Raw genomic sequence first — 26,669 nt, forward strand, 5'->3', positions numbered from 1 at the left:
CCTAAAAGGTTATTGCGCAGCTACCCGGCGGCAACTGGGGCGCCGGGGCATATTCCCGCATTTTTCTGGTTTGGCATTCGGCCGGGTAAGGAAACGACATCCTACCGGCTAACGCCCTATTCTACCCACAACAGCAACAGCACCCTGCCACGGCGGCACACATGGGCACCGGCAGGCTGGCAAGGTTGGGGGAAAAGCTGGTGGAAGCCAGCCGATTTCCCAGGGAAGGAGCGGCTGCGAGGGTTTGTATCACGGGGCAAAAATAAAGTCGGATTCCGGTACCACGACTGCGGGCCGGCATCGAGCGGGTATAAGCGGCGGGCGCGAAAAATGTTTCCAAAGCAGCTTTGCTATTCAAAAACGCCGTCATCCTGAGCGCAGCGAAGGACCTTATCACGCTTGGAGCAGTAACTGCTGCAACTCATTCTATCGTGACAAGGTCCTTCGCTGCGCTCAGGATGACAGACGGTTTTGCAGAATCGTTATCGCTCCCACCAGCGCGAGTTGAGCGGGCCGACAGCCGCATCCACGCGCTGGCCGGGGGCGGGCAGCAGCAGCGACACTTGGGGGCCAGCGGCTTCGAGCAGGCGCTGCACGGGCTGCCGCCAGGCATGAAACGCCAGGTTGAATGTGCCCCAGTGCAGGGGCAGCAGCGGGCCGCCGCCCAGCAGCCGGTGCGCCACGAGGGCCTGGTCGGGGCCGAGGTGGATGTCGGCCCATTCGGGGTCGGAAGCCCCGATTTCGAGCATCACCAAATCGAACGGACCGTAGGCCTCCCCTATCTGACGAAACCCCTCGTCGAGCGGGCCCGAGTCGCCGCCAAAAAACACCTTATGCATCGGCCCCAGCAGGCACCACGAGGCCCACAGCGTGTCGTTGCGGGTGAGGCCGCGGCCCGAGAAGTGCCGGGCCGGCGTGGCCACCAGCGTGAAATCGGGCGCCAGTGCGGCCTGCTCCCACCAGTTCAGCTCGGTGATTTTATTACTCGCCACGCCCCAGCGGCGCAGGTGCGCGCCCACACCCAGGGGGCAGAAAAACGGCACGCTCGTGCGGCCCAGCACGCGAATGGCGGCCGGGTCGAGGTGGTCGTAATGGTCGTGCGAGAGCACCACGGCGTCCAGCTTCGGCAGCTTATCGAGCGGTAGCGGCGGGGCGAAAAACCGCTTCGGGCCCATCAACTGCGAGGGCGATGCCCGCTCGCTCCACACCGGGTCGGTGAGGAGGCGGCGGCCGTCGATTTCGAGCAGCAGGGTACTGTGGCCCAGCCAGGTAGCCCGCAGCGCATCGGCGGGCACGGGCGCGGCCAGTGCGGCGGCATCGGCCCGGAAAGGACCGAGCGGCTTCCGGGGCTCGCGTTCGGCTTTTTCAAACAGCCAGCGCTTCAGCAGGGCGCCGTAGCCGGAGGGCGGGCTGACGGAAGTCGGAATAGCGTTCTGGTAAACTTTGCCGTTGTGGGGGGCTTGAAGCTGCATGAAATGGGGGCTGAAAAACAGCCGCGTTCGGCGGCTTGCTCGCGCAGACGCAGCAACAGCCTACATATTTTGGCCGGGCCTAGCGCAGCCGGTAGGCCAGCCCCAGGCGCAACACGCGCGCATACACCTGCCGGCTGCCGCCTACTAGGCCGCCCTGGTAGTTGAGCAGGCCGTGCGAGTAGCTGGCGTTGAAACCCAGGCGCTGGTACCATACCGTGGCATCGGCCCGCAGGCGCGCATCGAAACGGTTGAAGGCACGGTGGTCCACATCGGTGCTCCAGGTGGCGCTGCCGTTGTAGTCGAAGGAGCCGCTTCCTTTTTCCCGGAAGTTAAAAACGTATGCCACTTCGGGCCCGGCCAAAACGTCCACGTTCAGCTTACCGGCCCCGAAGCGATGACCGAAGCCCAGAAAGCCCGTCAGGTTGTGGGTTTGCAGGGCCGTGCTGCCGTCAGCGCTGTAAGAACCGACATAAGAGCTATAAATAGGAATTGCCCCCGATAGCGCGGTGATGTTGGTGCGGCTTTGCAGCCACTCATACCCGAGGTCGAAAGCCAGCAGGCCATTGCGCGCACTCACCCGCTCGGCGCGGCCACCCAGGGCCACGCCCACGCCCCAGCGGCTGCCGTACGGGCTGTTGGTGTAGCTGGCCCCCGGAAAATCAGTGTAGTTGATGAAGGAGGTGCTTTGCGCATCCGGCCCGCCAAAACGCGACAAGCCCACGCCCGCCCGGGCCTGGATTTCGGTGTGCTGCGCGGCTACCGGCGCCGCCAGGGCCAGCAAAGGCCACAGGAGTAGATACTTTTTCATCAGAAATGGAAGGAATTGGCCCCGCCGCTGCGCGCGCCGTGCTCCCCCATGACCGGCCATCCCGCCCAAAAGTTGCGTCGCCACTTTCCCTACTTGGCCTCTAAAATTAAACGGCCCCAACGCTACGGGTGAGCGTCGAGGCCGTTTGGCTTTAGGGCATTGAAAAATCAAAAATCAGCCTTCACGCCCAGCGCCAGCGTCAGCAGCTGGCCGAAGCCCAGGCCGCCGTTGCGGTTGTTGAGCCAGCTGGCCAGGTACAAGTCGTTGCTGCCCAACTCGTAGTACACCGAAATTTTGCGCGGCTGGCCCGTGGCGGCCACCGGCGGCGCCAGAAACGTGAGGCGGCTGCCCAGCAACGGGCCATAACGCGTATCGGTCGAAAACCAGTAGTAATCGGCCGAATACTGGCCCTTCAGCTCGTCGTTGAGAGTGCCGTGGGTGTAGCTGAAATAGGCACCCACCGTGAGCGGCACCACCTGAAATTTCTCGCCCACCGGCAGCCGGAACGGCGAGTACATAAACTTCAACGAAGCCAGGCTGAGTGTGGAGCCGGCGTAGTGCTTGGGCACGTAGCCGATGAGAATGTCGGTTTCAAGCCGGTCTTTCGCGAATTCGTAGCCGGCGCCGGCAGCCACCATGCCCAGGCCGCCGCCGGTTTGCAGCATCAGGTGCTTGGGTCGAAACCACTTGCGCTCGGTAGTGGCAGCGGGCGGCGTGGCGGCCGGGGCCGGCGTAGCGGCAATGGCAGCTGTAGTATCCGCCGGAGCGGGGGCAGCATTGGCGGCCAGCGCGGCCAGCAGCAGGGTCGGGAGAAAAAGCTTTTTCATTAGAACTTGACCCGTTTGATGCGAAACTGCTTGTCGCCCCACACCGTCACCACCATGTAGTGCCGCTCCGAAAAGGCGTCGGAATTCACGTAAGTCACGCCGTCTTTGTAGGGCTGCGTGATGCTGAAGGAGTGGTTGTGGCCGTTCATCTCAAACACCAGGTTCTGGGCTTCGGCCAGGGCGCGCACGTAGGGCTGGCGCAGGGCGGGGTCGAAATCGTCGTTGGTGGGCGGCACGTGGCTGATGACCACCTGGCGGCGGGCGCCGTCGCGGTTGGCCAGTTGGGGGCGCAGCCAGCCCATGTCGGGCGCCGTGCCGTCGAAGTTGTATTCGCGGCCGTTGGTGTCCACCATGATGAACTTGGTGTCGCCGTACACAAAAGAGTAATTGTAAGCCCCGAAAATGTGGCCGTAGGTGGGGCGGCCGTTGCCCACCAGGTCGTGGTTGCCGATGACCGTGACGTAGGGCACCGTCAGGCGGCGCAGCTTCTCGTCCACCCACTGCATTTCGCGGGCCAGGCCGAAATCGGAAATATCGCCGGCCACCACCAGAAAGGAGATGCCGGGCTGCTGATTGGCGCTGGCCACCAGGGCTTCGGCTTCATCGTAGAACTGCTGCGAGTCGCCGGTGAAGATGAAGCGCAGCGTGTCGCCGGCCGCCAGGGGCTTGGCCTGCAGCCGGGCCAGGTTTTTCTCGGTGAGGTTGGTAAATTCTTCGGGGACGCGGTGGTCGTTGGGACTGAACTCGATGAGGTTACAGCCCCCCAAACCCAGCAGCGCCAGCGCGGGCACTACCCGCGCCCGGCGATACAACTTGGTAAAAGTAAGCATAGCAAAAAGCCTATCTCGGAAGGCCGATAAAAAACCAGAATTAAAACAGAATCATGCCTTAAACCCCCGCCACGCAGTAAGGGTTGGCATTTAATCCGCTTTTAATTCGGTTTCAGGGCAATACGCTCGCGGCAGCGTCCAGCCCTGCGGCCACTAGTGCCGCGCCTGGCGGAGCGCTGCTCAGCCCATCACGGCCACTAGGTTCAGGGCGGCTTTTGCCAGTTGCGCATCGCCCGCCAGCTGCACCAGCGGCTCCGCTTCAGCCGGGCTCATCCCTTTGGTGAACAGACGCCACGCCACGTCGGGCGGCAGGGTAATTTCGGCGCTGGATGCCGCCGCGGTAGGTGGCGCCAGTTGCCAGGCTTCGGCCGTTTTGAGCAAATCCCAAGTGCCGCCGCCCTCGATGCCCACCCGCACCCGCGTGCCCGCCGGCGCCGTCACCGCGCGGTAGGCGTGCGGCAAGCCGCGCAGCAGCGTTTCAATGAAGGGCCGAAACAAGGCCGGCGTCATCAGCGCGTCGGTCTGGCCCACGGCAGTCCGGATTTGCTGCTGGTGGTGCCACTTTTCGGTGTAGTCGCGGGCAATGTGAAACCAGTTCAGCGACTCGGCCTCGCCGGCCCAGGCCACCGAAAACGCGGCCGGCGCCCACGGGTCGAGGGTGCGCAGGTAGGCGGTGTATTCGGCGCCCGACTGGGCTAGCAGGTCCGTCAGCACGGCCGGGCTCAGGCGGCGGGCGGCCCGCACCCAGTCGGCATTCAGGCGGTTGAGGTAGGCCACGAGGCCGGCGTAGGAAAAGTCGTCGGGGGCTTCGCCAAAGTAGCCGTCGCGCAGCATGGAGAGAGTGCGGAGGTTACCGTCGAGCAGGTGGGCGGCTACGTCCTTCACCGTCCAAAGCCGGGCCAGGGTGGGCCGCTGCCAGTCGTCGGGCGCGAGGGAGCGCAGCAGCTCCAGCAGCAGGCGGTCCAGTTCGGCAAAGAGCGGCCGGGTTTCGATGGGGATGGGCGGGGCTGACGTCATGCCCAATTATAGCGAGTATGGTTGAAAAGTGGGTAATTGAACGTCATGCTTCGGCTGCGCTCAGCATGACGTTCAATCCGTTCCTTCAACCAACCAGCCCCCGCTACAAACTCAGCAGCTCGCGGAAGCGCTGCGACTGCTGGCGCGATACTTCCACCACCTCGCCCCCGCCGCGCAGCGTCAGGCGCAGGCTGTGGCTGAACCAGGGTTCGACGCTTGCCACAAAGTTCAGGTTGATAATCTGCTGGCGGTTGGCCCGGAAAAACACCTTCGGGTCGAGGCGGGCTTCGAGCTGGGCCAGCGTGCGCGGAATGAGCGGGCGGTGCTGGTCGAAGGAAATCTGGGTGTAGCTGCCGTTGATTTCAAAGAGCCGCACCTCGGCCAGCCGCACAAACCAGCACCGCTCCCCGTCCTTCACAAACACCTGGTCCTGCTCGGTGAGCGGGGCGGCGGGCGGCGCAGTTTCCGGCGCCGGGCGGGGCGCCGGAGCCGGCAGCTGGGCCCGCACCTTGTCGAGCGCCGCGGCCAGCCGGGCTTCCTGCACGGGCTTCAGCAGGTAATCAAGGGCGTTGACTTCGAAGGCGCGCAGGGCGTGGGCGTCGTAGGCGGTGGTGAACACCACGGGCGGTGCCGCGTCCAGCGTGGCCAGCAGTTCGAAGCCGGTTTCGCCGGGCATGTGGATGTCGAGCAGCAGCAAATCGGGCCGCTGGGCGGCGATTTGCACGCGGGCCTCGGCCGCGTCGCGGGCTTCGCCGGCCACTTCCACGTCGGGGAAGGCTTCCAGCAGGCGGCGCAGCTCGGCGCGGGCCAGGCGCGAATCATCAACCAGCAGCACTTTCATCAAGGGGTGAATGAGTAAATGGGGGAATGAGCGGCGGGGTGCGTGGCAGGGCTGAGGGCCTGGCCCGGTGGCGCAAAAGCGAGGACGGGCAGGCGCAGCGTCGCCAGCACCGCATCGGCCGCGGCGGGCTCGTTTTCCAGGCGGAATTCCGCCACCGGGCCAAACGCCTGCGTCAGCCGCTCGCGCAGGCCGCGCAGGCCCAGCCCGCTGCCGGCCACCGCCTGCTCCGGGGCGTAGCGCCCGGTGCTGCGCACCGTGAGGCAGAGCCAGCCGGCGGCGTCGAGCTGGGCCGTGAGGGCCACGAAGCCCCCGGCCGGCCGCGGGGCCACGCCGTGCTTGATGGCATTCTCGACCAGCAGCTGCACCGTGAGGGGCGGCAGCGGGGCGGCCCGGGCGGCGGGGTCCACGTCGAGGGAATAGCGCAGCCGGTCTTCCAGTTGCAGGGCTTCCAGGGCCAGGTAATCGGCCACGATTTCCAACTCCTGCGCCAGCGGCACCAGCGGCGTGGCGCTGTGCTGCATCACGTAGCGCAGCAGCTCGGCCAAGTGGGCCAGGGCCTGGCGGGCGCGGGCGGGGTCTTCGCTCACCAGGCCCCGGATGTTGTTGAGGCCGTTGAACAAAAAATGCGGGTTGAGCTGGGCCCGCAGCGTGTTCAGTTCGGCCTCGCGCACGGCGGCGGTCAGGCGCCACTTTTCAATCTCGGCCCGGCGCGAGCGTTGCAGGTAGTGCCAGCCCACGTAGGCCGCCGCCCACAGCGAAAGCAGGATGCTGATGTTCAACGCATAGCCCAGCTGCTCGCCCCAGCCCGGCGGCCCCTGCCCCGCAATTGACCGCGGCAGCACCAGCCGCGCCACCAACCCAATCACCAGCACGCAGCCCACGGACAAGGCCGCGTTGGCAAGCAGCAGCCGGCCCAGCAGCGCCAGCGGCGGCCGGGCCAGCCAGTTGCCGCGCCACAGCAGCTGCCGCAGCACGTGCGAGGCCCCCAGGGACGAGGCCGCAATGATGCCGCTCATCGCCCCGAACACCCAGGCCGGCGTGTGCCCGTTTGCCGGCACAAACACCCGGAAAATAATCAGATTGAACAGGCCGTACAGCGTCCAGGCCAGCACCTGGGCGCGCCAGTAGTAGCGGCCCGGCGGCGAGGGCCGCGACGAAGGCAAGCTAGTTTTCAGCATAAGCCAGGGGCTGAAAAAGGCGTTGGTTCTGGCGATAAGAGCGCACCAGCAGCGCCGCCAGCACCGCCAGGCACACGGCCACGAAAACCGCAATGAGGTAGTGCTGGGCCGGCGCCAGGCGCAGCCCCAGCAGCAGGCAGCCCACGCTTATCACCCCGGCCATCACGGCGAAGGCCGGTGCCCGGTAAAACCAGGCATAGGGAAAGAAATGGGCGCCCGTGACGATGCCGTAGGCCATGAGGAAGTGCTGCGGGTAGCGGCCGAACATAAACATCAGCAACGGGAAGTAGAAGAGTTGCGCAAAGTTCAGCCACAGCCCCAGCGGCTGCAGGGGGTTGTGCGGCAGCGTCCAGGTGGTGCGCAAGGGCTTCGAGAGCAGGCGGGCTAGCGGCAAGGTGAGCGCCCCCACAAAGAAGGTGATGAAGCCGCTGCGGCTGGCCGAATTGGGCAGCAGCCACACCCTGGCAATGGCGGCCCACACCAGCGTGGCGGCCACAATAAAGTCCAGGCCGTTCTTGGCTTTCACGGACACTTCCAGCCGGAGTTGGTTCAGAACAAGGGCGGGGCTAACGGCAGCGGGCATGAGCAATGGCGGAAAAGAGAAAAGCGCACGAGGTTACTTGCGGGCCGCGTAGTGGGCCTGCAAAAATGCGTCGGCCTGCTGGAAAAACCAGGCTTTGTCGTCGTACATCACAAAGTGCTTGCCGGCCGGCGACATCTCGATGCGGTGCTGCGGCAGCTTGGCGTACTGCGCCTCAAAAATGGCCTGCGTCGAGGCCAGGGTGGCGCCGTAGGGCTGGTAGGCGGCCCAAGTGCCCAGCACCAGCGCGGGCTGCCGCACGGCCCCAAGGTCGGCGCGCAGGTCGGTGGTGTAGAGCTCGTACATGGCCTGGGCCACGCTGGCGGGGTCCGACGCCTGGCCCCAGCGCGTCACCAGGGCTTGGTGGGCCGTGTCAGTCACCATGGTGGCCACCATTTGGCGCTGCTGGGCCAGGGGCATCCGGCCGGCGCTCATCTGCTGGCGCATGCCCTGGGCCATGGGGCGGGCGGCTTCGGCGGTCAGGGCCGGGTTTTGCACGGCGGCCAGGAAGGGCAGCGAATCGAGAATGACGAGCGGGCCCACGGCGTTGGGCTGCGTGGTGCTCAGCCACAGGCCCATGAAGCCGCCCAGGCTGTGCCCGATGACGGCGGGCCGGTCGAGCTTCTGGGTTTTGACGTAGGCCAGCAGCTGGTCGCGCACGGCGGGCAGCAAGCCGGCCGCCGGGCCGCCGGCCACCGGCGCCGCGCCGCCAAAGCCGGCGAGGCTCAGCACGTGGCATTGGTAGCGGCTTTGGTAGTGAGCCACTGTCTCGTCCCACACCGCGCCGGGGCAGGTCAGGCCCGGAATCAGCAGCACGGGGCGGCCCTTGCCCACCACGCGCACCGTGAAGCTGGGATGGGCGGCGGGGTTATCCACAGGGGTGGAACTGGCGGCCCGGGCGGCGGGCCGTTCGGCCGCAACGGCCGGTTGGGCCAGGGCCACGCCGAGCAACAGGGCGGCAAAAGGACGGCGGAGGGCAGCGTAATTCATGGCGTTGGAGTGGTTTGGGGTGATTGATGCCTCAAACCTACCCCACTCCTTTCCCATCCAAAAGGCAATTTGGACGAACGGTTATTTAGCGCCGCGAACGGGCGCAAACCCGGCCGAGCCCAACGCCCCGGCACGCAAATGCCCCGGAGCACTCCCCCGGGGCACGGCTTCAAGCCAAGCGGCGAAACGTTAGCCAATGGCCTGGGCCAAATCGTCAATCAAATCCTCGGCGTCCTCAATGCCCACGCTCAGGCGAATGAGTGAGTCGCTCAGGCCCGACTTGCGGCGCTGCTCGGCCGGGATGCTGGCGTGCGTCATGGTAGCCGGGTGGCCGCTAAGGCTTTCCACGCCGCCCAGGCTTTCGGCCAGGGTGAAGTATTTGAACTTCTCCAGCACAGCAATGGCGTCTTCCTGCTTATCTCCTTTCAAAACAAAGGAAATCATCCCGCCGAAGTCACGCATCTGCTTGGCCGCCACGGCGTGGTTGGGGTGGTTTTCAAAGCCGGGCCAGTACACGCGTTCCACTTTGGGGTGCTGGCGCAGGTACTCGGCCACGGCGCGGCCGTTTTCGCAGTGCCGCTGCATGCGGATGTGCAGCGTCTTTAGCCCGCGCAGCACCAGGAAGCAGTCCTGCGGGCCGGGCGTGCCACCGCAGGCGTTCTGGTAGAAGCTCAGGCGCTGGTGCAACTCGTCGTCGTTCACCACCAGCGCGCCCATCACGGTGTCGGAGTGGCCGGCCATGTACTTGGTCAGCGAGTACATCACGATGTCGGCCCCCAGGTCCATCGGGGTTTGCAGGTAGGGCGTGCTGAAGGTGTTGTCGACGGCCAGCAGGGCGCCGCACTCCTTGGCCACGGCGGCGGCGGCAGCAATGTCGATGACGTTGAGCAGCGGGTTGGTGGGCGTTTCCACCCAAATTAGCTTGGTTTTCTCGCTGGCCACGGCGCGCACGGCGGCCATGTCGTGCATGGGCACGAAATGGAATTTGATGCCGAATACCTCGTACACTTTCGTGAAGAGGCGGTAGCTGCCGCCGTAGAGGTCATTGGTCGAAATCACCTCGTCGCCGGGCTGCAGCAGCTTCATCACGCAGTCGATGGCGGCCATGCCGGAAGCGAAGGCGATGCCGTGCTTGCCGTTGTCGAGGGCGGCCACGGCGTCCTGCAGCTGCGAGCGGGTGGGGTTGTGGGTGCGCGAGTACTCGAAGCCCTGGTTTTTGCCGGGCGAGGTCTGCACGTAGGTCGACGTCTGGTAGATGGGGGTCATGATGGCCCCGGTGGCGGGGTCCGGGTGCACGCCGGCATGAATGGCTTTGGTGGCGAATTTCATGGTGATGGTGGGAATTGGTCTGGGATGAGCCAAGCGCCGGACTAACGCCCGGGCGCCTTGGGCCGGCAAGTTACGGAAGCCAGCCAAGGCACGGCCGAAACGCTGGCCGCCGGCTATATTCGTCGTTTGGCTACCTCATAACCCTCAACCTTTTACCCGCTGCCAACCTTTCCCATGAGAAAACCGCTACTCTTCCTTTCCTTGCTGCTGGCTTTCGGCACCGCCCTCGCCAAACCCAAGGCCAAGCCCATCCTCACCGCCGCCGATTCGGTGGCCATGTGGCGCGCCGCCGAAAAAGCCTACGTCGATTCCGTGAATGCCACCCTGCACTACCAGCAGGGCCACATCGTGCTGCCCGGCGGCATCGGCGAGCTCACCGTGCCGCGCGGCTTCCGCTACCTCGATTCGGCCCAGAGCCGCCGCGTGCTGGTCCAGCTCTGGGGCAACCCCAACGGCGAAAGCCTGGGCATGCTCTTCCCCGTCGACCGCGGCCCCGTGGACCGCAACCACTGGGCCTATTCCATCGATTTCGACGCCATGGGCTATGTGAAGGACGATGACGCCGACGATATCGACTACAACGACCTGCTGATGGAAATGCAGGACGACACCCGCGAAAACAACCGGGAGCGCGAAAAAGCCGGCTTCGACCCCGTCTACCTGCTGGGCTGGGCCGCTAACCCTTACTACGACAAAAACACCCACGCCCTGCACTGGGCCAAGTCCCTGCGCTTCGGCACCGACACCGACACGGTGCTCAACTACAACGTGCGCCTGCTCGGCCGCAAAGGCGTGCTCATTCTGAACGCCATCGGCGACCCCAGCCAATTGGCCGAAGTCAAAGCCAGCATTCCCGGGCTGCTCTCCAACGTCACCTTCACCAAGGGCCAGCAGTACACCGACTTCGACGCCGGCCTCGACGAGGTGGCCGCCTACACCATCGGCGGCCTGGTGGCGGGCAAGGTATTGGCCAAAGTGGGGCTGTTTGCTGTCATCCTCAAATTCTGGAAGCTGGGCATGCTCGCCATTGCGGGCGCTTGGGCGGCCATCAAGCGGTTTTTCGGCTTCGGCAGCAAAGAAGCGTAGCCGCCCGCCCCGGCGGCGCGTAAAGGCAGCATAAAGGCAGGGCCCTGCCCCTGCGGGGCCTTACCTTCGCTGCCTATGAAATTTCTGCGCGAGCTTTTTCAAAAAAACTTCTCCACGCTGCTGTCCATGGTGCTGCTGGTGGCCGTGCCGTTGCTGGGCAGCTCGTCGCTCACGTTTGTGCTCTACCGCAACCAGCAGTTTCTCGAAAACCTCACCACTGCCCAAAGCCTGCTCTACTTCGTCATCGTGGGCGTGGCCATGGCCTTTTCGCTGGTCAACACCACCGCCGTGGTGCTCATTACGGGCTTTTATTTGGGCTGGAGCGGGTTTCCGGGCATGGTGGTGGCCTATGCGCTGGCCGCGCTGGTGGGCTACCAAATTGCCACCACCCTCGACCACGGCAAGATGCTGGCTTTCCTCAGCCACTTCCCCAAGGCCGACGCCGTGATGAAGGAGCTGAAAACCGACAGTTGGCAGCTCATTTTCCTCACCCGCGTGTCGCCCGTCACGCCGTTTGCCCTGATGACGTTCATCCTGGCCATTATGCGGGTGCGGCGCGGGCCCTTTCTGTTTGCCTCCATTGCCGGCATGCTGCCGCGCAGCCTGTTCTTCTACTGGCTGGGCACGAAGGCGCAGGACGTCTTCACGCTGCTCAAAGACCCCGGCACCGGCACCACCGGCAAGCTGCTGCTCCTAGCGTTGGTGGCGCTGTCATTCTTCGGCCTCTACTATATTTTCAACCACGCACTCAAGCGGGCCCTCCACAACAGCGCCGCCGACACAAAAAAGCAGCCTTGATTCTGAGCCGCTTGCGTGAAAATCGAAAAATTATTGCCAAAAAACTCGCAGCGGGCTTGTGAAGCCGGTTTTTCTCTCCCTACCTTTGTGCTCCCAACACGGGAAAAGGGTTGTGTAGCTCAATTGGATAGAGCATCTGACTACGAATCAGAAGGTTTAAGGTTCGACTCCTTACACGACCACTAGAAACCGCTCTCACGATACTGTGAGGGCGGTTTTTTGCTTTTCGGGGAATGTTGGAGGGCATGAAGGGCCTGTATCAAGCCATTTCAGTAGCAAAGGCGAGTCAAGTGGTTTGCTTTTCTTGTGGGCTCCGCCTAAGTTCTGTCCTGTAGGATGATAAAGAGTTTACTTCGTCTACATTGTTGTATCTTGCAAGTACAGCATACCTCTAAACAGTGGCAGAAGTAAACGGAGAAAATTCAGTGCCGAGAGGCGTGGCCGGGACCGGGGCCAGTTTCATACTCGGCCGTACCGGGCCGGACGCCCTCTCGCTGCTCGAAGCCGGCCGCCGCTCGTCGGCCATTGCCGCGCAGCAGGAAGCCAACCGCCAAGCCAAGCGGGTTGAGCAAGACGCGAAGGATTACCACGACTCGGTAAAGTACGAGCAAAGTGGTTCGCCGTACTTCGCCCAGCAACTGAACGAGAAGGTATATAAGCCCTTTGTGGGGGAGCTGCGAGGCATCTACGAGAAGCGCGACCTTGACCGGATGGGGCGGCAGATGGCAGCGGAGCCGTTGAAGCAGCGGGTTGGAAATGAAACGAAGCAGTCCGACGCGAAAACGGCCTACCTGAACGATGCCATCAGGAAGTATCAGAACGACCCGCTCTACAACGCCAAGTACGCCACCGAGCACCTAGCCAAAGCCCTGCGCGGGAAGGATGGCTCCGGCCTGCTCCCCTCGGAGTTTGACGAGGAAGCGTGGAAGGCGGGCCTGCTCGGCGACCACCAGCTTTATAACGAGAAAGCGGTGATTGACCACACCACCAAGGGCCTGTTTCCCATCATCAGCCAGAAGATTGCCGAGGCCGGGCAACTCGGAGGCCAGCACACGGCCGATACTGTGCGCGGGCGCCTCGTGGCCTTCGACGGCAAGGGTCACCCCATGCTCAACGCCGATGGCAGCCCCAAGCTCAACCTGACCGCCGACATGGACAACCTGCTCGACAGCGACCCGCTATTCAAATTAAAGACAGATGCTCGTGTGGCGGCCTACGACGCGGAACGCCAGAAAAGCATTGAGGCCAACGCCGCCGACCCTACCGTTCCCGTGTTGCCCATTATGACGCGGCGCGGGCATCACGCGCAAATGGTTGGCCCGCTCGCGTTCTACGACACGACCAAAGATGAAGGACTGAACGCACTGGTGCCCCGCAATCGCGCCGCCGCCAAAGACAACCCCAACAAGGTGGTGGTGAGCGACTACGCAGGCGCCCGCCAGTCGGACTACGTACACCCGATGCGCGGCCAGGTAACTAACCACTACGCCGAGGTGGGCCAGAGCTTTGGCAGCGCAGCCAAGCCCTACGTGGAGGTGTCTGTTCCCACGGCCAACATGACCATCATCGGCCAGGATGGCAAGCCCACCGACACCAACCACATCAAGGGCGGCGGCAATACGAAGGTGAAGGCGCAAACCCGCTCCTACGTGCTCTACACGAAGTCCGGCAAGCGCCTCGGGCGGCCCGAAGCATTTGCCACCGACCAGGAGGCGGCCGACTACGCCCTGAAAATTGCCCGCGAATACCCCAAGCCCCAGGACCTTGAATTGCGGGTGGAAGGACGCGGAATCGTTGAGGACGCCGCGCGCACAGCAGGCGACGGTTTGGGCGGGCTCGGGGGCGCTCCGTTGGTGTACCAGCCAGCGAAAAATCGAGGCGAAACCGGAAAAATGGCGCCTGATAATTCAGTTGCCAAAACCGAGCGCACGGTGCTTTTCCCCATCACCCAGGAAGCCGACGAGCAGTTGGCCCGCGCCACGGGCGGCAAGTGGAGCCACTACAAGCCCTCCCCGGCCCAAGCCGCCCTGCTGCGCGAGGTAACCAAGCGCGGCGGCAAGTTCGTGAGCCCCTACAGCCACGCCCAACGCGAGGCCGAGAAAGCTACCAACCCCAAAACCAAGCCCCAGCGGCCGGCCTTCCTGAACGCGCCCACTACGGGCCAGAAAGCCAAGAAAGTCACCAACAACAAAACCACCAACGCCGCCGCCGGTAATTCGGGCGGGATGCTCTAATACATGGCCGAACTCTACACCCAGGACACTCCCGCCCAGGAACCCACCACCCCGACTGCACCGCCCGACTTCAAGGCCAAGCGCAGTAAATTCCTAGCCAAATTTACCGAGCTTGATGGCGGGGAACCGCTGGACGACGCCAAGTTGGAGGCCATTCTGACCGACGACACGAAGCGCGACGAGTTCGTGCAGTACGTGGGCCAACTCAATCCGAAGTTCAAGATGAGCGGGCAGGAGCTAACGGATGCCCTCGGCTATAAAAAAAAAGTGCAGTCCGTCGATGGTGGGATGCCCTCTGCCGCTACGCCGGGGACTGCCTCAGTGGTGGCAAATGGTCTGCCGGGCGATAGGCCGTTTGAGCAAGTAGCCACTGACGCCGCGCCCCTGCCCGGGCTTACTCCCGCCCAGCCCTACGACGCCTTGGCCGCCCTCAACGGTGCGCCGGATGCCACCGAGCAAGTATTCCCGGCTTCGTTCACCGGCCCGCGCCCGGCGGGCACCTACCAGAAGCGCGAGGACTCGGGCACGGTGGCCGAGGGCACCGAATACCTTTCCCCCGCCTCGCAGGCCGGCCAGCTCAACCCCGAGCAGGCACCAGCCGCCCCGCAGGAATCGTTTCTCTCGGCCTTGGGCAAGAACATCGGCAACATTCCCGGCGACCTGGTGCGCGCAGGCGGCAACGCCCTCGACTACCTCGGCGACGTTAACCAGAAATACCTTACCCCCAAGTCCGACGTGGCCCCCGGCTACGAGGACGAAGTGGGCGTGGTCACCGACAACAAGCCCTCGGACCAAATGGGCGCGACGATGCGGGACGCGGGCGAGAGCATCAAGTTCAAAATCGCCGACAACGCCCGCAAGAGTGTGCTGGACGACCCCACGAACGGCGCGGCATGGGGCAACCTACTCGGGCAGGGCGCAAACTCCATTGTACAGGTTGGCGCGGCATCACTGGCAGGCGGGCCGCTGGGTGGCGTGACGATGGGCGGCGCGCTCGGCATTAGCTCCACCAAGGATGCCGCCCGTCAGGCCGGGCTGAGCGAAACCGAGGCCATGTACACGGCCACCGCCCTCGCTCCGATTCAGGGCGTTTTGGAAGAAATGGGCGCGGGCATCATCACCAAGAACAAGGCCATCACGGGGCTACTCACCAAAACCATCGTGGGCCGGGCACTGGCCGAGGGCGGCGGCAAGCTCACCCAATCGGCCCTCGCCAAGTCCGTGGCCGCTATTCTGCCGGGCGTGGTGAAATCCGCCGCCAGCCACGGCGCAGGCGAGGCCGTGACGGAGTTCCTGCAAGGGGAGGCCGAAGGCATTGCCCAACTCACGGCGGATAAGGTGCGCGGCAACAGTTCAGCCCCAGCCGGTAAGGGCCGCTACGGCACCACGGCTTACGACGCGCTCGTGAAAAGCCCGCTGGAACAGGCCATCGGTGGCTTCGCAGCCGGTGGGCTTGCCAGCACCGCCTTCCACGGCGAGCACCCCCCCGAAGCCCCGGCCGACGAGCAAGTGGTACAGCGCCGTCGCGCGCCCGAAGGCACCGCCCCCATCACCGCTGACCGCCCGGCCGCCCGGCTGCTGGGCAAGGCCGTGGTGGTGCGCGACGACGCAGGCATGACCCAGCTAGGCAAAATTCACCACGTCACGGGCACAGGCGAGAACCGCGCCATCATCGTGCGCGATACAAACGGCAAGCTCAGCAAGCACGCCCAAAGCAACGTTTTCACTACCTCTCCAACCAAAGCTCCTACCCCGGCTCTACCCGCCACCCCACGCACTGACCCCGGGCCTACCCGCGACCCGATTCCAACCAACTCCCGCCCGCAAGCAGCCGAAACCCAAACTGTGAATTTCACAGAAAGGGCAGACGTAAGCGCGGGCGGGAATAGTGCAGTAAGCGGCCCCACCTTGGGCGAGTTGGTGCCTGAGTCTGCCACCGAGGCCGCGCCGCTCGACCTGAATATGGGCGGGCAGCCAGTACGAGCTTTTCGTAATGCCGAGGGCGACGTGGAGCTGCACCACGCCGACGGGCAAATCAGCGTGCTCGACAAAGGCCAACAGTTCGACCACCCGGCCACCGACTTCCTGCTGGATGCCACGCCGACTGCTCCCCAATCTCGCGGCGCAAAAGTGAGCCGCGAGAATAACGCCAAGCCAAGCGCCATCAAGCCCGGCGACACCGTGAGCGTGGGCGGGCTCGACCTGCCCATCGAGGACGTGACGCGCAACGCAGCCGGCGAGATTGACGCCGTGATGGTGACGGGTAAGAACGGCAGCCGCATCATCGTAGCCAACAACCCCGACGGCAAGGCCGCCCTGGCTGAGCTGAACGCCCGCGAAGTGATGACGGGAATCCCGTCATCACTGACAGTCAATAACTTATCAGAAAGTAACCCCGACTCACAACCAACTGAACCACAGGGCCAAGTCAAAAGTGAGCCGGCTAAACCCGTGCCCACCTACGGCACGCCCAGCGCCAACCGGGAGGCCGGAGCGTTCCAAAAAGACGGGCGAACCTACACCCGCCAGGAGCCCATCGGTTCCCGTGCCGTTCAGGGCAGAGCGTCCACGGCCACCTTTGCCGACGGGGTAAATGTCCCCGTGCGCTACGCACTCATCGAAGCCGACGAGTTGCAACCCTCGCACACCGGGGGCAGCCAAAACCTCAACCACTTTCTTCCCGAGGCCCAACCCAAAAACCGCAGCGCCGCCTTCGACCAAGCCAGCCAGGTAGCGATTGACAACATCGCCGCCAACCCCGACGTGGCCCAGCTCGCGCAATCCCCCACCGCGTATGCCGGGGCGCCCATCATCAACGGCCGGGGCGAAATCATCCAAGGCAATGGCCGGGGCGAAGGCATCCGGCAGCACTACCGCCAGGACGGCAAGGCTTACCGCAAGGGCGTTCTGAAAGAGGCGCAGGCCGTGGGCATCGACCCCGCGCAGGCCGCCGCCATGAAAAAGCCCGTGCTTGTGCGAATCGCCGACGTGAGCGACGCGAAAGCACGCGAGCTAGGCAACTACACCGCCGCCGACACCGAGAGCGGTGGGACGCGCCGTTTGGACGTGAAGCAGGCAGCCGGGCGCATGGACCCCGAAGCCCGCGCCGACCTCGGCCGCTTGCTCACCCCGCCCGAAGGCGGCACCCTGACCGAAGCCATCCGCGCCAACGAGGGAGCCGTGCTGCGCTTCCTGCAAAAGCACCGCCTCGCCAACACCACCCAACTCCAAACCCTGTTCCGGCCCGACGGCACGCTGACCCCGAACGGCGTGGAAGACATTACCGCCCTCCACCGTCAACTGCTATTCGCGGAGGGCGACCCCAACCTGCCCGAGCTGTTCCAGGAGCTGCCCGCCGCCGCGCAGAACGGCCTAGACCGCGCCGCTGGCTATCTGGCCGGCGTGGCTGACGAGAAAAGCCTGACGCCTGAAATTCAGAACGCCATTGCCGGCGTCCACGAGTACCGCAACAGCGGCGCGTCGTTCTCCATCTGGACGCGCACCCCCAACCTGTTCGCCCCCGACGGGCAGCGCACCCCCGCCGAGCGGTATTCCCCGTTGGAGCTGGCCCTGATTAAGTTGCTTGCCGAGGAAAAGCGCCCGACGCACATTGCCAAGGCGTTTGCGCAGTACGCCTACGCCGCCAACGGCAACCCCTCCACCCTGTTTGACCCCACGCCCGCGCTGAGCCGGGCCGATGCCGTACAAAAAACCTTCTCCGTAACCGATGAAAACCCCCAAAACACCCCAGGAGCGCAAGGCGCGACTCGACCAAGTGCTGCCGACGGGCGACCCGCGCCATCCCCGACACGAGGAATGGAAGGCCCGGCAGAAAACGCACAGCGCACCACACAACCTGATGCTGCAAATCCTCAACAGCCAGGACGAAACACGCCCGCAGAACAACTAGACAGCCCCGCCGCCAAGCGTCAGGCCGCCCTCGACAAGATTAAAGCCCGCCGCGCACAACAAAACGGCCCGACCAGCGTTAGCGAAAAATTCACCCAAGATTATAAACTCCGTGAAGGCGAACCCGAAAGCATCCGAGAAACCGGCCACCAAGCCCTCGCCGCCGCCGAAAAAGCAGGTCGTAGAGGGAAAGGGCGGCTTCTGCCCACAGACGGGAATGATAGTGGAGAGCTTCGCCCCCTACGAAATGACGCCAACCCCGGCGCCCCGCTCAACCGGGCGGCGGCGGAAATAACCCAATCCGACATATCCGCCGACCTGCGCGACAAGGGTTCGGCCGTCTTCGTGGGGCGCATCATCAAGACCGTTAAGGACTTGGCAACAATGGCACAGGTCATGCGTGACCCGCGCTGGGAAACATTCAAGTATTACTTCGTCAAGAAGCTGGCCGATGGCAGCGAGGAAATCGTGGGCGAGAGCACCATGTCGGCCCGTATGCCCGGCACCGCGCCCGGCTTCCCGGACGCTTCCCAGCGCGGCGGCGCCTCGGCGGCCGACTGGCTAAAGCAGCAGATGGCCTCCCACGGGGCAGACGGTTACTATTGCCAGCACAACCACCCCTCGGGCAATACCGGCGCCTCGCAGGCTGATATTGATTTTACCCAGTTTGTTGTTGAGAACGTGCCCGGCTTCAAGGGGCACATAATCATCAATCACAAGAGATACGGCCTGATAACTGCCAGTAAAGTAGGCGGCAAGACAACGCTGTACGTGGAGGAATCCAAACTCCTTCCCGGCGCGTGGAGCAACGAAACGTACTCCTTCACCGAAGACCCGCTACTTCAACCCTCGATACCCGGCCCGTTGCTGGGGCGCAACATTACCAGCGCGTTGGACATGGCACGCCTGAGCAAAGAATTAGAGCAACGCAAGGACATTGTGCATCTGGTTGGACGTGGCACTAATGGGCGGGTGAAGGCCATTGGTCGGATGCCGTTGGCAACGCTCGTGGGCTACGCCAAATTAGGGACTGCACCCGGCCGGGCACGCGGCGAGGCGGCGATTCGCAAGTTTGCGCGGGACACGGGCTCGCCCCACGTTATCCTTGTCAACCTGCCAAAGCCCAAAGGCAAGTTTGCGGCTTACATGGACAAGCCGAAAGACGGGGCCTATATCGCTCCTAATGAGTACAACATAAGGTCGCTGATTGAAAAAGGCGTGCTATTCGACGCGCTGGACGTTACCGGCAAAACGTTGCGCGGTGAGATAAGTCAAGACCCCTTCGGAAAAAAAATTAGTGCGGACTGGATTGGACCAACGCCCGTTCCCCGTGTGTGGGAGGAATTGGCACCCTACGGCGTTTCCGACGAGGACATGGCCGACTACCGCACCGTGTTGGAGAGCTACGCTGACGAAGGCGTGGTGAGCGGCAAGGAAATGCGCGCCCGCTTCCGCACCGACGTTGGCACTGAGGCCGAAACCGGCGTGAGCAACGAAGCCCTGAAAGCCATGGTGAGAGAGGTGCAGCAGAGCGCCGGCATCGTGCCCAAACTGAAGCCTGGCAAACAGGCGCTAAAGGCCCGCAAGCACGCCGAACGCTACGACCAAGCCACCCGCGAGAGCTTCACCGAGGACCAGGCCAAGTATATGCCCCGCAGGGTCGTAGAGAATCGTGCAGATGCCGACGCCTACATTCGGCAGGTGGGCATTGAGAACGCCTACGCCGTGGCACTGGACCGCCCCGAAGGCATCAGCGCGGCCGACCACATCGAGATTCAGGAAGCTGTGGCCGTGGCCTACCGCAAGCTGAGCGACGAGGCGCGCAAGGCTGGCAACCCCGAGCAGGGTGAGGAATTTTGGCAGAAGTCGAAGGACGCCCGCGCAGCTAAGGCAAACAGGCTGACCGAAGCAGGCCAGAGCCTTGCACAAGTAGCTGGCTTTGTAGCCGATGACCCCGACAGTGTGTTGGATTTGGCTATAAAGGAAACCGAAAAACTCCGCAAACCTAAGCTGGCAAAGGCTGAGAAAGCCGGTGCTCGCGTGGCCGACATTGCCACCCGTGAGCGCCAGTCGGCCATGAAGGAGGCCCTGAAAGCGCCCGCCGTTCAGAAAGCGCGGGAGGCTGTGACAGCCCCGAAAGCCCAGCTTGCGCCGGTTGAGAAGCCAATTGTGGAACCCACTGGTTATGGCGCTTCTAATCGTTTTTTCACAAAAGCCAAAGCTGCTGAGGCCCGCGCCGCCCTGCGCAAGTTGGGTCTGTCGAGCTTTATTCCGCCCGAACTTATCCACCTCGTCGGCTATCACTTGGAAGCCGGCACCCGTGGATTTGCCGACGTGAGCCGCAGAATCACGCGAGAAATCGGCGCACGTTACAAGGACTTGCTGCCCGCCGCCTACCAGACTGCCTGCGAACAGTTCGTGGCAAAGGGCGGCAAAAACGAGGGCTTCACCGAGCCCGCCGAAGTAGCCGCGTTGGTGGCCCCTGGTGCCGTGCGGAAGGGCATGAAGTCGCTCGGCACGACCTTGGATAAGATAGCCCGTGAGCAGGCCGCAGGCATTGGGCCTAAAGGAAAGACGCTGGCCGAACGCTTCGCCGCCGAGGCGGCCCTTGACCCGAAGGACGCGGCCACTTACGCCGCCGCCATCGAGAAGGAGTTCACCGCGCAGGTACACGCCCGTAAGGCCAAGCTGCGCACTCGCATCCTGACCTTCTCAACGCGGGTGCTTTTGGGCCGCAACGCCGCAACGGCCGTGGATAAGCTGCTCAACACCCTGAACCTGGCGGTGGACCCTACCAGCGCCGCCGACTTGTTGAAGGCCCAGCTCAAACTCCCGAACATCACGCCCGAGCAGGCCGACAAGTTCGTGAAGCTGGCCGAAGCCGTGCGCAACGCCAAGCCCGGCAACCAACGCGCAGACCGCGTGCAAGACCTGATGCGCGAGCTGGGTCGGTTGGAGGACGTGGATTGGAGCACCGCCGCGCAGGCCATGTGGTTCGCTAACACCCTGAGCGGCCCGCTTACTCACGTTACGAACGTGGTCAGCAACGCCCACCAAGGGATTGCCGAAACCGCCATTTCCGTGCTTCATACATGGGCGAGCACCGGCTCCCTGAAAGCCGCCACCGGCCCGCTGCGGGGCGTCGGGCGGGCACAGCAACGAGCATGGGCCGAGGCTGCCCGCGTGGTGAAAACCGGATATTCTGGCCCCGGCAATGAGAAGTTTGACGCTGGCGGCAAGAACTATCTGGAAAACAAGCAGTTCTCAGGCATTGCTACACCGCTGAACTCGTTGAAATACGTGCAGCGGGCACTCGTGGCCGAGGACAACTATGCTTCGTACACCTTGCAGGGCCTGAGGGCGTGGGAGGTTGCTATCAAAGAAGCCTACCGCGAGGTGCGCAAAGACTCCGGCCTGAGCGGCGAGAAGCTGAACAGCGCCGGCCTCTATGAACGGGCATACTCTGCTGCCCTCGGCAAGCTGTACGGCATTGACGGGCTCCACGCCGCCGCCGATAGCCAGGCCGACGCGGAGAACCTGACCGGCAAAGCCAAGCAGGCCCGCGTGATGGAACTCGTGAACGAAGCCGTGCAGTCACGCCTCGACGGGTGGGAGCAGCAGGCCGAAAGCGAAGGGCTCGCGGGCCTCGACAAAGCGCAACGGGTTGGAGAATTGCAGCAGGAGGCCATGCCCGCCAATATTGTCGCTGACGCTCAGCAGTTCGCCAAGGAAAACACGTTCAACGATGGACTACCTGGCACCGTGGGAGCGTTCGCCAGCCTCGTTGGCAAGGTCGGGGATATTCCCGTTGTCGGCCTGCCCATCCTGCGCATAGTGGCCCCCTTCACGCGCATTGCCGCCAGCGTACTTGACCGCCACCTTGACTACACCGCATGGGGCTTGGTGCGTGCCGTTCGCGGCAGCCACGGTCCCAAAGAGTTTGGCGGTGGCAAGCACTTCCGCGAGCTGACCGTGGAGCAGCGGCAGAAAAGCGCCACCCGCGCCATCCTCGGCACCGTCGGGGCGCTCACCCTCTACGGAATGGCAAGGGCCGGGCAAATTGTCCTGACCGGGGGCTACCAGAACGACAAAGACAAGGAAGAACAGGAGCCCGAGTACAGCATCAAATTTCCCAACGGCTTGTTCGTAAGCTACAAGGGCTGGCCCGTGGAACTGGAACTTGCCACCATCGGCAACCTGCTTGACTATGACCGTCGGCAGGCCAAGAAAGGCAAGCCGGCCGGTGACGGGAAGCGCATGGCCGTGGCCCTCGCGTTGATTGCCCAATACTCGGCGAGCGTTGGCCCGTCTACCGGGTTAGACCAGTTCACCAAGGGCATCCTCGACGCCTCGCGCAGCCCCGACCAGAGCATGAAGTACTTCGCACGCTTCGGGGCCAACGCCGCCAAGAACATGGTGCCGCTCGCGGCCCTTGACGGACAGATGTTGCGTGGATTCAATATCCTACGCGGCGAGAACGTGAAGGAAACCGTTTCCGATGATGCGTGGTCGGCCGCGCACAATTCCTTGGTCGGTGATTTGCCTTGGCTGCGCGACTCGGCCGAAGATGCGATTGACGTGTTCGGCCAGCCAATGCGATTGAGCAGTACGCGCCTGTGGGGCTTCCTCCCCGAAGAACGCACCCCGGCTGACCAAGCCAACCTCGACTTCCTGGCTGAGCGCGGGCTGATGCCGAAGCGTTGCCGCATCACCGACCCCTCGCTGAGCATCTTCGACGGCCAGAAGCAGCGGCCCCCGTCGGGGGCGGAGTTCAAGGTACTCATGGTGGCTCGCGGAAAATTCTTTCGCGACGGGTTGCGGGCCGCTATGCTCAAACCCAGCGAAGCCCCCGGCCTGCCTACCGCCACGCGCAACGCGATTCTGGCAGCCGGCTCGGACGCAAATATGACCCTGCGGGAGATGCCCGCCGCCCTCGCGCAGAAGGTGGTGCAGCGCCTCCGCAAGAACTCGATAGCAGCGGGCAAAGAGGCGGTACTTGCCGCGTATCAGCCGAAGCCGCCCATTAAGTAGTCCACCCCGGCCCGCGTCAGTATCGGCGCGGGCCACCACCAATACAACCCCATGTTTCAGACCATCCCCGCCGACAACCGTTTGGCCGCGCTGCTTAATCAGTACATTACTCACCTTCAAGAGATTGCCGAGCCGTTGGCCCCGCGTATCAGCCTCCGAACCCTGCGCTTCGTGGGCGACTCCCCTTCTTTCCCGACTGCATCCGGCATCTACTACCATTGCCGGGTCGTGGCCGCTGCCCTGGTGAACCTACACGACGCCTACGTGGGGGCCATTGCCGTGCTCGAAAACGTGGAATCGCCCGAGGTGCTGCGCCAGCGGGTCGCGCAATACTTCGCTTCGCCTGACTCTGTGCAGGAGCGCATCGGAAGCGCAAGGCCCGACGACCTGCCCAACCTGAGCGAGCTGCTGCAATTCGCCAAGCAACAGGCGCGGGCACTCGGCCTGACGCGCTTCGGCGGCGGGGTGGTGTTCAAAGCCCTGCCGTTTGGGGTTGCCGACAAAGTGAGCAGGCTGATAGCAGATGGCGTTTGGTGGTGCGAGCTGTTCGGCAAGGCCGAGAGCGCCGCCGACTTCGAGCGACTAGCCCATGCCCTGCGCAAGTCAACCGGCATCATCTAATCCACAATGGCGTAACTGCTTTTGCAAAATGCTTTGCATTGTAGAACTTATTTCTACATTGTCGTATCATTTGAATTTTTATCCGTACCTTTATGGAGTCAAAAGCACCTGATTTCAGGTGACCGCGATTTCAAAACCCAACCCTTCCTACCCTATGTTACACACAACCCATCAGCTCATAGGCGAATTTGCTTGCCAACTTCCGCCCGACTTCGACCTGAATAATTGGATTGAGCAACGCGCCGATTCTAGGGCCAATCAAAAACTCGAAGCCCTCTTATTGCAACAGGAGCAGGAGCGCGAGCGAGCCGTGCGCCGCAGTTCCAGCGAAATGGCCGAGCGATACGGCGTCAGCCTGAAGCGTATTCAGGAGTGGGCGCGCAACGGCATTTTGAAGGCGGAACGCCCCACGGGCGGCTTCGGTCACTGGTCTTACCTAACCGGCCCGTGCGATGATGCCGTGAACCGCCTGCGCCGGCCTGACGGAACCATCAAGGGGAGTTGGAGGGGCGTGGGCCACACAAACAAAAAGGCGCGTAGTGACCCACACCACAAAAAAGCAGGGGCCGCCGAAGCGAACCCCGACCAACCCCTGACTTTGTAATGCGCTTGCCAGCAACACAAAGTTCGGCATAAATCAACAAAACCCCACAACCCCAAGCCGAATGACCCAAGTAGTACCCAAACCCAAGAAGAAAGCCGCACTCAAGCCCACGGCCGACACGCTCGTTCGCAAAAGCCCGACGACGGGCAACCCCATTACCGACTCGCTGAAAGTGGCGGCTGGGTTCGGGAAAACCCACGGCAACGTCCTGCAAGCCATCGACCGAATGGAGTGCGATGCCACATTCTCACGAATGAATTTCCATTCGTCAACTTACACCGACGGGCGGGGCAAACAACAACGCTTCGTGGTAATGACCGAGGCGGGCTTTACCTTCCTCGTCACTGGATTCACAGGGAAGCGGGCGGCAATTTTCAAGCAGGGCTACATCGCCCAGTTTGAGAAGATGAGGAGCGAGCTTGCTCTCCGAAACCAGCCCATCAATCTTGCTGAGCATACTGAGCGGGCTATACAATTATCTAATTCTAAGGCCGCCAACAAACTAAATTTTGAAACAGGAGGCAAAGGCGGTGCAATTGGGTACAGCCAGCGCAGTTGCGAAATCCACACGGGCAAACGGCCCAACGTTATTGTGGCACAAGCGCGGGCGGCGGGCCTTCCGACCAAGTTTCTCAAATCGGCTAAGGAGGTCCTGCGCCAGACGCAGCCCGCCGTTGCTTGCTGCATGTCACTTGCAGACAGCCTATTACTTCGGGGCATCCCTATTGACGAGGCCGCTGTCGTGACCAAAAAGGCAACACCGCTATTTGCAGGGCTAATAGGATTAGGCATTGGCATACAGCAACTCGACCCCAGCGCAAAGCGCATTCGCTAGTGGTGAGCGACGACAACCAGCCGACTTACACTCCGCCATACTTTCTGGTTTGTAGCCACAAGGGAAACTCGTGTCCAAAATGTAACAGTTGTTACGGGCCTTTAGGCAAATAGACTGATGATTCAACAGCAATTTCTTGTGCCATCCAGCATCGACATACCCGCCATACTTTCTGGCTTGGGGTACAGCGAACGGTACATTTACGACCACCAGGACAAGTTCAATTACATTTTGCACCTCATAGAGGAACGCAAGGTGTTCGACTCGTCCATTGAATCAGGTGGATATTCATGCCTTCACCTTGACACAGTGCGCTCGGTCATTGGAAGTCGCTATGCTAGCGAGGTTATTAAAACCCTGCTACGGAAGGGAATCATCCAGTGCGACGGGAAGAAGCTGTACGGCGACTACGGGTCTAAGTCCTATGGCTACCGCATCCACCCAGACTTTGAGTCGAAGGCAATCCTGCGAAACGTTTTCAAGGATGAAACAATGGGCAAGAAGCTACGCGAAAGAGCACTCAGTTACAAGCAGAGGCATTCAAGGTCGCTCAGGTGGAAGCACCTAACAAAGCTGCGCATACGCACAACAGAAGCGCTAGAACACATAGATGCCAAACTCAACGCATCCCTTGACATACTCGACAGCCACCAAACGGAAACACAGGTGCCGATGCTCAGAGAAAACAGAAAGGCCATAGAGGAAGCGTGCCAAAAAATAACAGAGGCTTTCAGGGAGCAGGAACAAGGGGAAAGGAAGGAAAGAACCCCCACACCCACACCCTACTCCCTTATTCCGCTACAATTGATAATAAATGCCACGCTTAGCCATGATAATCAATGTGTTAATCTTGACAAATACCTGCGAAGCTTGTTGTACGGCAAGTATAATAGTGACCTGCGCAGCATTCAAAAACTAGCAGTGAGCGATTTCTTTATTGAGCAGCCAGACCCTGAGAGCCGCGTTTTCACAAACCTAAGCAACCTAAGTGGACACCTTCGCCAGTTCCTCTACCACTCGGAGCATGTACGCAAAGAATTGATTAATCTGGACATTCGCAACAGCCAGCCTTACCTGTTCTCCCTGCTGCTTATGGATAAATACCGTGGAGGCATCGTACCCGACAGCGTGTCTCACTATATCGCGCTCACCGCCAATGGAGAGTTCTACGAACACATGATGGAGCTGATGGGCCTTCCATTGGATTCTACCGACAAGGCCCAGCGTATCGCCTTTAAAAAGAGGTTTTTTGCTACTCTGTTCTTCTGCAAAACCCAAACTTCAAAAGCAAGCGCCGAAGGCAAGGTGTTCCGCGCTCATTTCCCCGAAGTCGCCGCTCTAATCGACCTCTACAAAGAGCGGGGTTACGAGCAGTTAGCCATCACGATGCAGCGCAGAGAGGCAGGCGTTATTCTCAAAACAATCTCTGCTCAACTCGCACAAGAAGGCATCTGGCACGCCACCATCCATGATTCGGTAGTTGTACTGAGAGAGCACCAGGAGAACGTGAAGGCGCTGATTATTCAAGCGTTTTTAATTAGTGTGGGCGTGGCGCCCACCGTGAAACCAGAGCAATTGAATCCGTATTTCGTATAACTAATGCGGCAATGTGCTGGCCTCTTTACTTTTCGCCCATCCTTGGCCGCCTTACCCATCAACAGGCGGTTTACATTGCGCTC

Annotated in this window: 18 protein-coding genes and 1 tRNA gene; 9 read left to right on the forward strand and 10 right to left on the reverse strand. The window is 62.4% G+C overall.

The features are described from left to right. Positions 1-482: 482 nt before the first annotated feature. From Q4S41_RS15165 to Q4S41_RS15210, 10 genes are all read right to left on the reverse strand, one after another. Positions 483-1,472: an MBL fold metallo-hydrolase gene (locus Q4S41_RS15165; protein ID WP_305031966.1), complete on the reverse strand. Its 990-nt coding sequence runs from the start codon at positions 1,470-1,472 to the stop codon at positions 483-485. A 79-nt stretch (positions 1,473-1,551) separates the two neighbouring features. Beyond that, positions 1,552-2,280 carry an outer membrane beta-barrel protein gene (locus Q4S41_RS15170; RefSeq protein ID WP_305031967.1) on the reverse strand — a complete coding sequence of 243 codons (729 nt, stop codon included), beginning with the start codon at positions 2,278-2,280 and terminating at the stop codon, positions 1,552-1,554. 167 nt (positions 2,281-2,447) lie between these two features. Beyond that, positions 2,448-3,107, reverse strand: coding sequence for a hypothetical protein (locus tag Q4S41_RS15175; RefSeq protein WP_305031968.1), 660 nt, complete (start codon positions 3,105-3,107; stop codon positions 2,448-2,450). Then, complete coding sequence (locus Q4S41_RS15180) at positions 3,107-3,937, reverse strand: metallophosphoesterase family protein (RefSeq protein ID WP_305031969.1); 831 nt, start codon at positions 3,935-3,937, stop codon at positions 3,107-3,109. The genes Q4S41_RS15175 and Q4S41_RS15180 overlap by 1 nt, the downstream gene beginning before the upstream one ends. Before the next feature lie 180 nt (positions 3,938-4,117). Then, the gene (locus Q4S41_RS15185) at positions 4,118-4,954 is read right to left on the reverse strand and encodes a maleylpyruvate isomerase N-terminal domain-containing protein (RefSeq protein WP_305031970.1); all 837 of its coding nucleotides are present in this window, start codon (positions 4,952-4,954) and stop codon (positions 4,118-4,120) included. A 103-nt stretch (positions 4,955-5,057) separates the two neighbouring features. Then, the gene (locus Q4S41_RS15190) at positions 5,058-5,795 is read right to left on the reverse strand and encodes a LytR/AlgR family response regulator transcription factor (protein WP_305032010.1); all 738 of its coding nucleotides are present in this window, start codon (positions 5,793-5,795) and stop codon (positions 5,058-5,060) included. Continuing rightward, positions 5,795-6,973, reverse strand: a complete 1,179-nt coding sequence (locus Q4S41_RS15195; RefSeq protein WP_305031971.1) for a sensor histidine kinase — start codon at positions 6,971-6,973, stop codon at positions 5,795-5,797. Before Q4S41_RS15195 ends, Q4S41_RS15190 begins: the two co-directional genes overlap by 1 nt. Continuing rightward, a complete protein-coding gene (locus Q4S41_RS15200) occupies positions 6,960-7,556 on the reverse strand; it encodes a DUF7010 family protein (RefSeq protein ID WP_305031972.1) in 597 nt (198 codons plus the stop codon). The genes Q4S41_RS15195 and Q4S41_RS15200 overlap by 14 nt, the downstream gene beginning before the upstream one ends. Positions 7,557-7,589: 33 nt before the next feature. Then, positions 7,590-8,543: an alpha/beta fold hydrolase gene (locus Q4S41_RS15205; protein WP_305031973.1), complete on the reverse strand. Its 954-nt coding sequence runs from the start codon at positions 8,541-8,543 to the stop codon at positions 7,590-7,592. Between the two features lie 189 nt (positions 8,544-8,732). Beyond that, the gene (locus Q4S41_RS15210; protein ID WP_305031974.1) at positions 8,733-9,872 is read right to left on the reverse strand and encodes a cystathionine gamma-synthase; all 1,140 of its coding nucleotides are present in this window, start codon (positions 9,870-9,872) and stop codon (positions 8,733-8,735) included. 174 nt (positions 9,873-10,046) lie between these two features. On the opposite strand from Q4S41_RS15210, the gene Q4S41_RS15215 reads away from it, so the two are divergent. From Q4S41_RS15215 to Q4S41_RS15255, 9 genes are all read left to right on the forward strand, one after another. Further along, positions 10,047-10,958 carry a DUF2167 domain-containing protein gene (locus Q4S41_RS15215; RefSeq protein ID WP_305031975.1) on the forward strand — a complete coding sequence of 304 codons (912 nt, stop codon included), beginning with the start codon at positions 10,047-10,049 and terminating at the stop codon, positions 10,956-10,958. Between the two features lie 75 nt (positions 10,959-11,033). Then, entirely contained in the window at positions 11,034-11,756 is a 723-nt protein-coding gene (locus tag Q4S41_RS15220) for a TVP38/TMEM64 family protein (RefSeq protein ID WP_305031976.1), read from the forward strand. 108 nt (positions 11,757-11,864) lie between these two features. Then, positions 11,865-11,938: transfer RNA gene (locus Q4S41_RS15225), tRNA-Arg, on the forward strand. A 255-nt stretch (positions 11,939-12,193) separates the two neighbouring features. Continuing rightward, positions 12,194-13,990 carry a hypothetical protein gene (locus Q4S41_RS15230; RefSeq protein ID WP_305031977.1) on the forward strand — a complete coding sequence of 599 codons (1,797 nt, stop codon included), beginning with the start codon at positions 12,194-12,196 and terminating at the stop codon, positions 13,988-13,990. Positions 13,991-13,993: 3 nt separating this feature from the next. After that, the gene (locus Q4S41_RS15235) at positions 13,994-22,930 is read left to right on the forward strand and encodes a hypothetical protein (RefSeq protein WP_305031978.1); all 8,937 of its coding nucleotides are present in this window, start codon (positions 13,994-13,996) and stop codon (positions 22,928-22,930) included. Between the two features lie 51 nt (positions 22,931-22,981). Then, positions 22,982-23,551: a hypothetical protein gene (locus Q4S41_RS15240; protein ID WP_305031979.1), complete on the forward strand. Its 570-nt coding sequence runs from the start codon at positions 22,982-22,984 to the stop codon at positions 23,549-23,551. Between the two features lie 154 nt (positions 23,552-23,705). Next, positions 23,706-24,155 carry a hypothetical protein gene (locus tag Q4S41_RS15245; RefSeq protein WP_305031980.1) on the forward strand — a complete coding sequence of 150 codons (450 nt, stop codon included), beginning with the start codon at positions 23,706-23,708 and terminating at the stop codon, positions 24,153-24,155. A gap of 61 nt (positions 24,156-24,216) precedes the next feature. Further along, a complete protein-coding gene (locus Q4S41_RS15250; protein ID WP_305031981.1) occupies positions 24,217-24,990 on the forward strand; it encodes a Rha family transcriptional regulator in 774 nt (257 codons plus the stop codon). 117 nt (positions 24,991-25,107) lie between these two features. After that, a complete protein-coding gene (locus tag Q4S41_RS15255) occupies positions 25,108-26,586 on the forward strand; it encodes a hypothetical protein (RefSeq protein WP_305031982.1) in 1,479 nt (492 codons plus the stop codon). Positions 26,587-26,669: the final 83 nt, after the last annotated feature.

Origin of the sequence: Hymenobacter convexus, assembly GCF_030580955.1 — a bacterium.
Classification (GTDB): Bacteria; Bacteroidota; Bacteroidia; order Cytophagales; family Hymenobacteraceae; genus Hymenobacter.

Bases quoted from the DNA above. Each gene is read 5' to 3' on its own strand.
- Q4S41_RS15165 (WP_305031966.1), bottom strand. From the start codon at position 1,472: ATGCAGCTTCAAGCCCCCCACAACGGCAAAGTTTACCAGAACGCTATT.
- Q4S41_RS15170 (WP_305031967.1), bottom strand. From the start codon at position 2,280: ATGAAAAAGTATCTACTCCTGTGGCCTTTGCTGGCCCTGGCGGCGCCG.
- Q4S41_RS15175 (WP_305031968.1), bottom strand. From the start codon at position 3,107: ATGAAAAAGCTTTTTCTCCCGACCCTGCTGCTGGCCGCGCTGGCCGCC.
- Q4S41_RS15180 (WP_305031969.1), bottom strand. From the start codon at position 3,937: ATGCTTACTTTTACCAAGTTGTATCGCCGGGCGCGGGTAGTGCCCGCG.
- Q4S41_RS15185 (WP_305031970.1), bottom strand. From the start codon at position 4,954: ATGACGTCAGCCCCGCCCATCCCCATCGAAACCCGGCCGCTCTTTGCC.
- Q4S41_RS15190 (WP_305032010.1), bottom strand. From the start codon at position 5,795: ATGAAAGTGCTGCTGGTTGATGATTCGCGCCTGGCCCGCGCCGAGCTG.
- Q4S41_RS15195 (WP_305031971.1), bottom strand. From the start codon at position 6,973: ATGCTGAAAACTAGCTTGCCTTCGTCGCGGCCCTCGCCGCCGGGCCGC.
- Q4S41_RS15200 (WP_305031972.1), bottom strand. From the start codon at position 7,556: ATGCCCGCTGCCGTTAGCCCCGCCCTTGTTCTGAACCAACTCCGGCTG.
- Q4S41_RS15205 (WP_305031973.1), bottom strand. From the start codon at position 8,543: ATGAATTACGCTGCCCTCCGCCGTCCTTTTGCCGCCCTGTTGCTCGGC.
- Q4S41_RS15210 (WP_305031974.1), bottom strand. From the start codon at position 9,872: ATGAAATTCGCCACCAAAGCCATTCATGCCGGCGTGCACCCGGACCCC.
- Q4S41_RS15215 (WP_305031975.1), top strand. From the start codon at position 10,047: ATGAGAAAACCGCTACTCTTCCTTTCCTTGCTGCTGGCTTTCGGCACC.
- Q4S41_RS15220 (WP_305031976.1), top strand. From the start codon at position 11,034: ATGAAATTTCTGCGCGAGCTTTTTCAAAAAAACTTCTCCACGCTGCTG.
- Q4S41_RS15235 (WP_305031978.1), top strand. From the start codon at position 13,994: ATGGCCGAACTCTACACCCAGGACACTCCCGCCCAGGAACCCACCACC.
- Q4S41_RS15240 (WP_305031979.1), top strand. From the start codon at position 22,982: ATGTTTCAGACCATCCCCGCCGACAACCGTTTGGCCGCGCTGCTTAAT.
- Q4S41_RS15245 (WP_305031980.1), top strand. From the start codon at position 23,706: ATGTTACACACAACCCATCAGCTCATAGGCGAATTTGCTTGCCAACTT.
- Q4S41_RS15250 (WP_305031981.1), top strand. From the start codon at position 24,217: ATGACCCAAGTAGTACCCAAACCCAAGAAGAAAGCCGCACTCAAGCCC.
- Q4S41_RS15255 (WP_305031982.1), top strand. From the start codon at position 25,108: ATGATTCAACAGCAATTTCTTGTGCCATCCAGCATCGACATACCCGCC.